Consider the following 7367-nt stretch of genomic DNA (forward strand, 5'->3'; position numbering starts at 1 on the left):
GATCGTTTTGTAGACGAAAGGCAGAACCGTGATTTACGTGCCGTTTTTAATTTGTTCGAAGATGTGTTCTATTGGGAGATTTGGGAGAATAATCCCGATATCGACCGAATGGTGACTGCTCTTGATGATATGAAGGAAATCCTTTCTTCTATTAAAGGCGGTTATACCATTGCGAAATCAGAAGATAGTGTACAAGCAGATGGAATCTTATTAGAAAATATTAAAAAAGCTGGGAAAGTATTGTCCCAAAAGAATCATACGAAATTAGATGAAGCATTAGCTTTAATTACTGAAATAAAAGAAGCTGCTTCACCACAGGAGGAAGATGAAATGAAAGCAGAAGACATTGCAGAAATTGTTAAACAAGCAGTAGCACCACTAGCTACCAAGTTAGAAAAGATTGAAAAACAAGTGAATGGTGAAGAAGCAGAACCGACACCGGAAGAACAAACAGAAGAAGAGAAAGCTGCTGCGGTTATCCAGAAAGCATTAGAGCCGATTACAAAACGTCTTGAAAATATCGAAAACGCTGCTTCTATTCGTAAAGGTTTAGATCCAGATGTAGAAGTTACACCAGGACAACAACCAATTAAAAAATCTAAATGGGCAGGATTAAACCTGTAAGGGGAGGATTACCACTATGACAATGACTAACACAGAATTATTAGCTCATATGCAACGAATCGCAAAAAGCACAATGACGACAGGAGGGACAGATGCTGGGCTATTAAATCCAGAACAAAGTAAGGAATTCTTCCGAATGGCATTCGATACAACACCATTCTCACAATTACACCGTAAAGAAATGCGTAAAGCAAAACAAGGTGAATTAGATAAAATTGCAATTGGTGGCCGTATCTTACGTAAGAAAACAGAAAATAGTGATGATAATTATCGTGCAAATGTTCAAACTTCTAAAATTGAGTACAATACAAAGGCTATTCGCTTACCTTGGGAGATTACAGAAGAATTACTCCGTGAAAATATTGAAGGTGAAGGGTATGAAGATACCGTAATGGCCCTCATGTCTACTCAATTAGGTATTGATTTAGAAGATTTACATTGGAATGGCGATACAGATTCTTCAGACGGAATGCTATCTATCAATGATGGATGGTTGAAAAAAATCAAGAAATCGAAAGAATCTCATATTGTCGATCACGCTAAGTTAGTAACTGGTACAGGTGAAGCAGCGGCAGCGAATGGATTTGGAAAAGGTTCTATTTTCGCTTTATCCGGTGCGATGCCAAATAAATATAAAAACAGCAATTTACGTTGGATTATGTCTCCAAGTCGTAGAGAGAAATGGATTGAGTATTTAACAAATCGTCCTACTGGCGCTGGTGATGCTGCGTTACTTGGAGCAGGAGACCAAGTTAATAAACCAATGGGATACGGAATTGTTACGGTTCCATCTTTAGAAGACGATGTTATTATTCTTGCGGATCCAAAAAACTTCATTGCAGTTAATACATACGACACTCGTGTTCGTAAAACAACAGAAGGTAAAACTGCAGTAATGGAAGATAAACGATTCTATGTAATTCACTTTGATGATGATGCTGTAATTCAAGAAATGGATGCAGTAGCAATTCTAACAAATATTCCGGATACGTTTGGAGCTTAATATCCAGGCGTATTTTTTATGGGAATAAACCCTTTGTTATTAGGGTTTTGAATGTATACTTTTTTGATATTTTCTTGTTTTTAACGGAAAACGAGACAGAATCAATAAAACCAAAAATTCGAATGTAAACTTTCATTGATTAGTTTACATTCGAGAAAGGAGTGTTAATTATGAAAGTAGTTACGCTGCGATACGGTGGAACATACACCGCTTATGGACAAAAGTTTAAAAATGGCCAAGAAGAAACAGTTGCAAATGATAAAGCTGATTACCTTGTAAGTACGGGACATTTTGAACTGGTAAAAGAAGTCGATAAGAAGGAGAAAGAAACATAATGGACATTACCATACAGGACATTAAAGACCGCGTAAATGTGCAGAAAATGCCTGATACAGTTATTCAAGAACTAATAGATTACTATACGGTTATTGCGAAAAAGTACTTAAGAGTCAAGCCAGAGAACCCGATGAAAGAAATCATCCATACTAGTAAACTAGCTTGGCTTTCTTTTCCTGCTGAATCTATAGCAAAAGTAACCCATGTTAGTTCTAAGCAAGATATGACCGATTCTATTACTGTAAATGGGCGTATTGTTTATGGTTTGTCCGAAAATCAATTATATGAATTCGAATATAAGATACAAGATTATGATGATCTGCAGGTACTTATGAGGAAATGTATTATTGATTTAGTTATCGCTGCAGTAGTTCGTGCTAACTTACAGCGAAAAGGAATGAAGACCTCGGAAAGTATTGGTGATTATTCGTACCAGATTAGCCCAGAAACGTTAGATGAACCTGCTACAAACAATAAGATACTCAATGGTTTAAAAACGTTTAGGTCAAGAGTTAAGCCGGTGATGGCTACATGAGTATGTACTTTGACGATGGTGAAATGGATGATTTATATATTCATGAAGTAGTTGTAAAACGAAGAACGAAAAAGAAACAATCCTCTGGTAATTATGCAGAAGTAGAAGAAGACATTTATGAGAATATGATTTGTCGTGTAACTACTAATTCTGCTGCTGATAACGAGAGATTTAAGCGTGATAAACAGAATTTCGATACAACCTTTAAGATATATGCACCTGCTTCTTACAAAATCAAGCCTAATGATCGTATTCATTTCAAAAATGAGGAATTAGGTGTTGATTATACGTTTGAAGTAAAAGGAGAACCGCGTAATCCTGCATTTATGAATCATCACATTGAGATTTATTGCGAAAAGGTGTGATTCTATATGGCTAATTCAGTAGAAATTGAGTTTTCTAGCAATATGGAGCAAGTAAAGGCGCATATTAATGCTATGTGTGTTGAAAAAGTAACAGCAGCATCTATTCATTTACAAAATGAAGTTAAAAAGAATCTCACAGGTAGCCGTAGCGGTAAACAATACAAGATACCACATACAAGTCGTAAATATACTGCTTCTAAACCAGGGGAAGCTCCTGCTGTTCGTACAGGTGATTTGCTAAATTCAATTAAATACAATATTAAACGATCACAATCAGAAGTATTGGGTGCAGTAGGAAGTGACTTGCAAAAAGCAATATGGCTTGAAAATGGTACAAGTAATATGGAAGCCCGTCCATTCTTATTAAAGTCATTCGAAAGACAACGCAGAGAACTTAAAAGAATGATGGGAGGATAATGTATGTCTACTGCTATTGCAGCTATTAGAATGCTTGTAGAGAACGATGAAATAATAAAAGCCAATCTATCAGAATACGGTGAAGGCGAGGACAAAGGCCCTGCTCTTACATTCCAAACTGCACAAGATGATATGGAAATGCCTTATGTAGTTATGAGAATTGAAGCAGATAATCCAGATGACGTTGAAATTATAGACCGGATGATTCTAAATTTCGACGTGTATTGTGATAATGGGGATTATGATAAGGCGAAGTTAATTGCTACACGTATTGAGAAGTTACTAGATAGAGAAGTTGGTTTAAAAGATGATGGGATACTTTCTATACATCGTGCAGGTAAACTGCCAGTGCCGGATGAAGACCCATCTATCATTCATATAAATACGAAATTTCTTGTCCGAACCATACGAACGGACTTGTATTAGGGGGTAGAACAAATGAGCTGGAAATTAATTAACGGTGTTCGAGAAGGAACTACTGATAATTTCGTTATTGGCCCTGGTGTTATGTACAAAGGCTTTAAAAGCGTAAAAGAACTAGGGGAAATGGTTGGAGCAACTACCGGTGGTACGAAAGTGGGCTTTGATCGTGAGTACTACGATGCAGATATTGATGGTGTACTAGGTAAAATGGTGCGTGGTAAATGGTTATTAAAAGATGAACCGCATATTGAACTTACATTAGTAGAATTTACAAAAGAGAACCTGCAGTTAGCTTTACCTGGAATGACAGTAGATTCTACAACAGAAACTGATTACGATATTATGAAGCCTTCAAATGAAATTCCTGACTCAAGTTATCACGATATTGCTTTGATTGGGATGGTTTCGGGAAGCACCTTGCCGGTTATTTTCGTTGTTCGAAATGCGTTAGTCGTTTCATCTATTGAAGTTGATTTGAAAGATGGTAAGGGAACAGTTGGCTTGAAATGTAAATTCATTGGTCATTACAGTGAATCTGCACCGAATACACCGCCTTACGAAATCTATTTACCAAAGAAAAAGAAAGCAGCAGCACCTACTAAAGCACCGGCTACCGCGTAAATGGTAGTCGGTTTTCTATTACATACAACTAGCTAAACGCTAAAAGGAGAGAGCGAAATGAAATCTATTTTAGAAAAAATGATGAATAACGGTACGGAAATTACTATTTTAGGTGAAAAAATTGTAATGCGTCGCTTAAATGTAACAGATGTTTGGCGATTCGCTAAAATCATTTCTAAAGTTGGACGTAATGCAATAGCTGATTTTGCAGACTTCGGAAAAGCTAAAAATGAAATGGACGAACTAACTAAAGCAGCGGATTCTCTTCCAGAAGAGGAAAAACAAAAGCAGTTGGCTGCACTTAAAGAGCAGCAAAAGCAAAAAGGATTAGAGTTTGCCTTACGTGTACTTACAATGATTCCTGCTTGTGAGGATGATTTCACAGAGTTCTTTGCAAGTTTATTGAAAGCTAAGAAAGAAGAATTTTGCCAACTACCTCCAGAAGCAATGGTTGCTGTTATTCAAGGGTTACTAGAAAGTGAAGACTTAATGACTTTTTTCGACCAGGTACAGGGACTAGTGAAAGTACAGAGCGAGAAATGGGGCAAATCAGCAGCGGCTCCGATCCAAGCGTAAACGAGGATGAATATTTAGAGGAAGCAGAACAAAATATGTTACGTGCTTTCGATAAGATCCAAAAACGGTATGGGTGGACAGATGAATATGTCTTATCTATACCTTATTCGCGTTTAATGGACTTATTTTCTTTCATTGCACAAGAAGAGCAGCAAGAAGAATTAAACGAGTGGAAGAAGATGGCGTTCATCGGATTTCAAACCCGTCAATTAGAAGAAGGAACTACTTTTAACGATTACCTTCAAGCATTCGGGCTTGCTGGTTCTCAAGAAGATACAGATTTCTCTTATGAGATGGGTGAAGTGTGGACTAAAGAAGAATGTGAAGCGCACGTTGAGCAAATCATGGCTCAATTCCAAGATGACGATGAGGAATAAAAAGGGTAATAAACCCCAGCGAAGGGGGTGCGTAAATGCTCGCTGAAATGTTCCAGTTGTTCGGAACAATTGGTATTAAAGCAGAAGGTGCTTATAAGGATTTACAACAATTTGAAGACCGCGTACAACAAACTGCAAATGGAATGCATGATAAATTCCAAAAAGCAGGTGAGTCGATAAGTCATGTAGGTAACAAAATGAAAGATGTTGGTACTAACATGACTGCTGGTGTCTCATTACCTTTAGCTGGTATTGGTGCGGCAGCTGTTAAAGTAGCATCTGATTTCGACGCTTCTCAAAGAAACATCCAATCTTCTTTAGGTCTTACTGAAAAAGGTGCTGAAAACTTAGGTAAAATCGCAAAGGAAACTTGGAAGGATGGATTTGGCCAAAGTATTGAAGAAGTAGATCAATCACTTATAAAAGTGTATCAGAATATGAAAGAAGTTCCTCACGAAGAATTAGAAGAAGCCACAAAGAGTGCTATGACACTAGGAAAAACTTTCGATTCTGATATCAATGAAGTTACTCGTGGTGCAGGACAGTTAATGAATCAGTTCGGTATTTCTTCCAAGGAAGCATTTGATTTATTTGCTGCAGGTGGACAAGAAGGATTGAACTATTCGAACGAAATGTTTGATAACGTATCTGAATACGCACCATTATTTAAACAAGCTGGATTCTCTGCAGAAGAGATGTTTACTATCATGGCGAACGGGACGCGCGATGGCTCTTATAACCTTGATTATATAAACGACTTAGTAAAAGAATTTGGTATTCGTGTACAAGATGGATCTAAAGGTGTATCTGATGCCTTTGCGGAAATGACTCCAGAAACTCAAAAGGTTTGGGATAATTTCAACAAAGGTAAAGGGACTGCTGCAGATGTATTTAACGCAGTACTTGGCGATTTAGGAAAAATGGATGACAAAGTAAAAGCCAATCAACTTGGTGTTGCTGTATTCGGTAGATGATAAATTGTGCCGAAGTAAAATTGCGGTATTAAGCAAGAAGGGTGAGATTCCTAACTTGAACCGAAGACTATACAAAGTATAGCCAGGGGCAGAGCATAGAAGGTGAAAAGATATAATCCTTCCAAGAGACCGCAACACTTGATAAGTGAAAACATATGCCGAACTTGCATTAATATGAAGTGCAAGAAGTAGAGGATAAAAAGCCTTTACGATAACAAAAATGACAAAATGGGAAGACATGGGCGCTCAAGCCGTCTTAGGGCTTAATAATGCAAGTGGTGCCTTAGGTGATGTTGAGGGTGCAATGGGCAAAATGCAGAAGACGCAGCAAGAAGCCTTTGGTGTTCGTTGGCAGAAACTTATGCGTACTACAATGGCATCATTAGAGCCAGTCGGACAAGCAATTATTGATATTGCAGAAGTAGCCCTTCCTCCAATTATAAAAGCTGTGGAATTAGCAGCAAAAGCTTTTAGTTCTATACCAAAGCCAATCCAAATTGGTATCGTAGCAATTTTAGGTATGGTTGCTGTATTAGGTCCACTAATTGCCATGATGGGATTCATGACAAGTGGAGTTGGTGCATTTGTCGGTTCGTTCAGATTCCTAGTACCGGTATTATCTAAGGTTCCTTTATTATTTACAGGTATATTAAAACTAGGACCTAAACTTATTGGGATGTTTGGTGCAATAGGTAAAGCGCTCGCTATACTTGGAAGATCTGCAATGACATTACTGATGAATCCCTGGACGATTGCCATACTTGCAGTTGTTGGATTAGTGTATTTGATTTACAAAAATTGGGATTCAGTTGTTAAATATACAAAACAAGCCGTGAAATGGATAGGTGACGCTTGTTCTAAGGGGTGGGATGCTACTGTAAAAGGTGCAAAATCCGCTTGGAATGGGTTATCCAAGTTCTTTTCTGGATTTTGGGAAGGAACGAAAAAAGTCTTCCATGCTTCCGTATCATTTATAGGAAAAATACTCGAAGCAGCTTGGCGCGGTATAGCTGCAGTTATAAAGTTTTACATTAATTTCTGGAAAAAAGCATTCGAACTTGGTTGGACTGCTATAAAATTCATTTTTAATGCCGCTTTAAATATTTTAAAAAGCGT

9 protein-coding genes and 3 pseudogenes are annotated in these 7367 nt (G+C 37.6%); all 12 read left to right on the forward strand.

Going from position 1 to position 7367, the window contains the following annotated elements:
• Positions 1 to 624, forward strand: a pseudogene (locus MR079_RS26955) (XkdF-like putative serine protease domain-containing protein); the annotation flags it as partial.
• A 16-nt stretch (positions 625 to 640) separates the two neighbouring features.
• Complete coding sequence (locus MR079_RS26960) at positions 641 to 1627, forward strand: phage major capsid family protein (RefSeq protein WP_242294971.1); 987 nt, start codon at positions 641 to 643, stop codon at positions 1625 to 1627.
• Between the two features lie 170 nt (positions 1628 to 1797).
• The gene (locus tag MR079_RS26965; protein ID WP_000869887.1) at positions 1798 to 1962 is read left to right on the forward strand and encodes a YqbF domain-containing protein; all 165 of its coding nucleotides are present in this window, start codon (positions 1798 to 1800) and stop codon (positions 1960 to 1962) included.
• Entirely contained in the window at positions 1962 to 2498 is a 537-nt protein-coding gene (locus MR079_RS26970) for a hypothetical protein (RefSeq protein ID WP_242294972.1), read from the forward strand. Before MR079_RS26965 ends, MR079_RS26970 begins: the two co-directional genes overlap by 1 nt.
• The gene (locus tag MR079_RS26975) at positions 2495 to 2863 is read left to right on the forward strand and encodes a hypothetical protein (RefSeq protein ID WP_088302695.1); all 369 of its coding nucleotides are present in this window, start codon (positions 2495 to 2497) and stop codon (positions 2861 to 2863) included. Before MR079_RS26970 ends, MR079_RS26975 begins: the two co-directional genes overlap by 4 nt.
• A 6-nt stretch (positions 2864 to 2869) precedes the next feature.
• Positions 2870 to 3280, forward strand: a complete 411-nt coding sequence (locus MR079_RS26980) for an HK97-gp10 family putative phage morphogenesis protein (protein ID WP_242294973.1) — start codon at positions 2870 to 2872, stop codon at positions 3278 to 3280.
• 3 nt (positions 3281 to 3283) lie between these two features.
• Positions 3284 to 3706, forward strand: a complete 423-nt coding sequence (locus MR079_RS26985; RefSeq protein ID WP_242294974.1) for a hypothetical protein — start codon at positions 3284 to 3286, stop codon at positions 3704 to 3706.
• Positions 3707 to 3718: 12 nt separating this feature from the next.
• Entirely contained in the window at positions 3719 to 4324 is a 606-nt protein-coding gene (locus MR079_RS26990; protein WP_242294975.1) for a hypothetical protein, read from the forward strand.
• A gap of 57 nt (positions 4325 to 4381) precedes the next feature.
• Positions 4382 to 4900: a hypothetical protein gene (locus tag MR079_RS26995; protein ID WP_242294976.1), complete on the forward strand. Its 519-nt coding sequence runs from the start codon at positions 4382 to 4384 to the stop codon at positions 4898 to 4900.
• Complete coding sequence (locus tag MR079_RS27000) at positions 4864 to 5277, forward strand: hypothetical protein (protein ID WP_242294977.1); 414 nt, start codon at positions 4864 to 4866, stop codon at positions 5275 to 5277. Before MR079_RS26995 ends, MR079_RS27000 begins: the two co-directional genes overlap by 37 nt.
• Positions 5278 to 5312: 35 nt before the next feature.
• Positions 5313 to 6245, forward strand: a pseudogene (locus MR079_RS27005) (phage tail tape measure protein); the annotation flags it as partial.
• Positions 6246 to 6471: 226 nt separating this feature from the next.
• A pseudogene (locus tag MR079_RS27010) lies at positions 6472 to 7367 on the forward strand (hypothetical protein); the annotation flags it as partial.

The organism is Bacillus cereus group sp. BfR-BA-01381 (genome assembly GCF_022663555.1).
Taxonomy (GTDB): Bacteria; Bacillota; Bacilli; order Bacillales; family Bacillaceae_G; genus Bacillus_A; species Bacillus_A pacificus.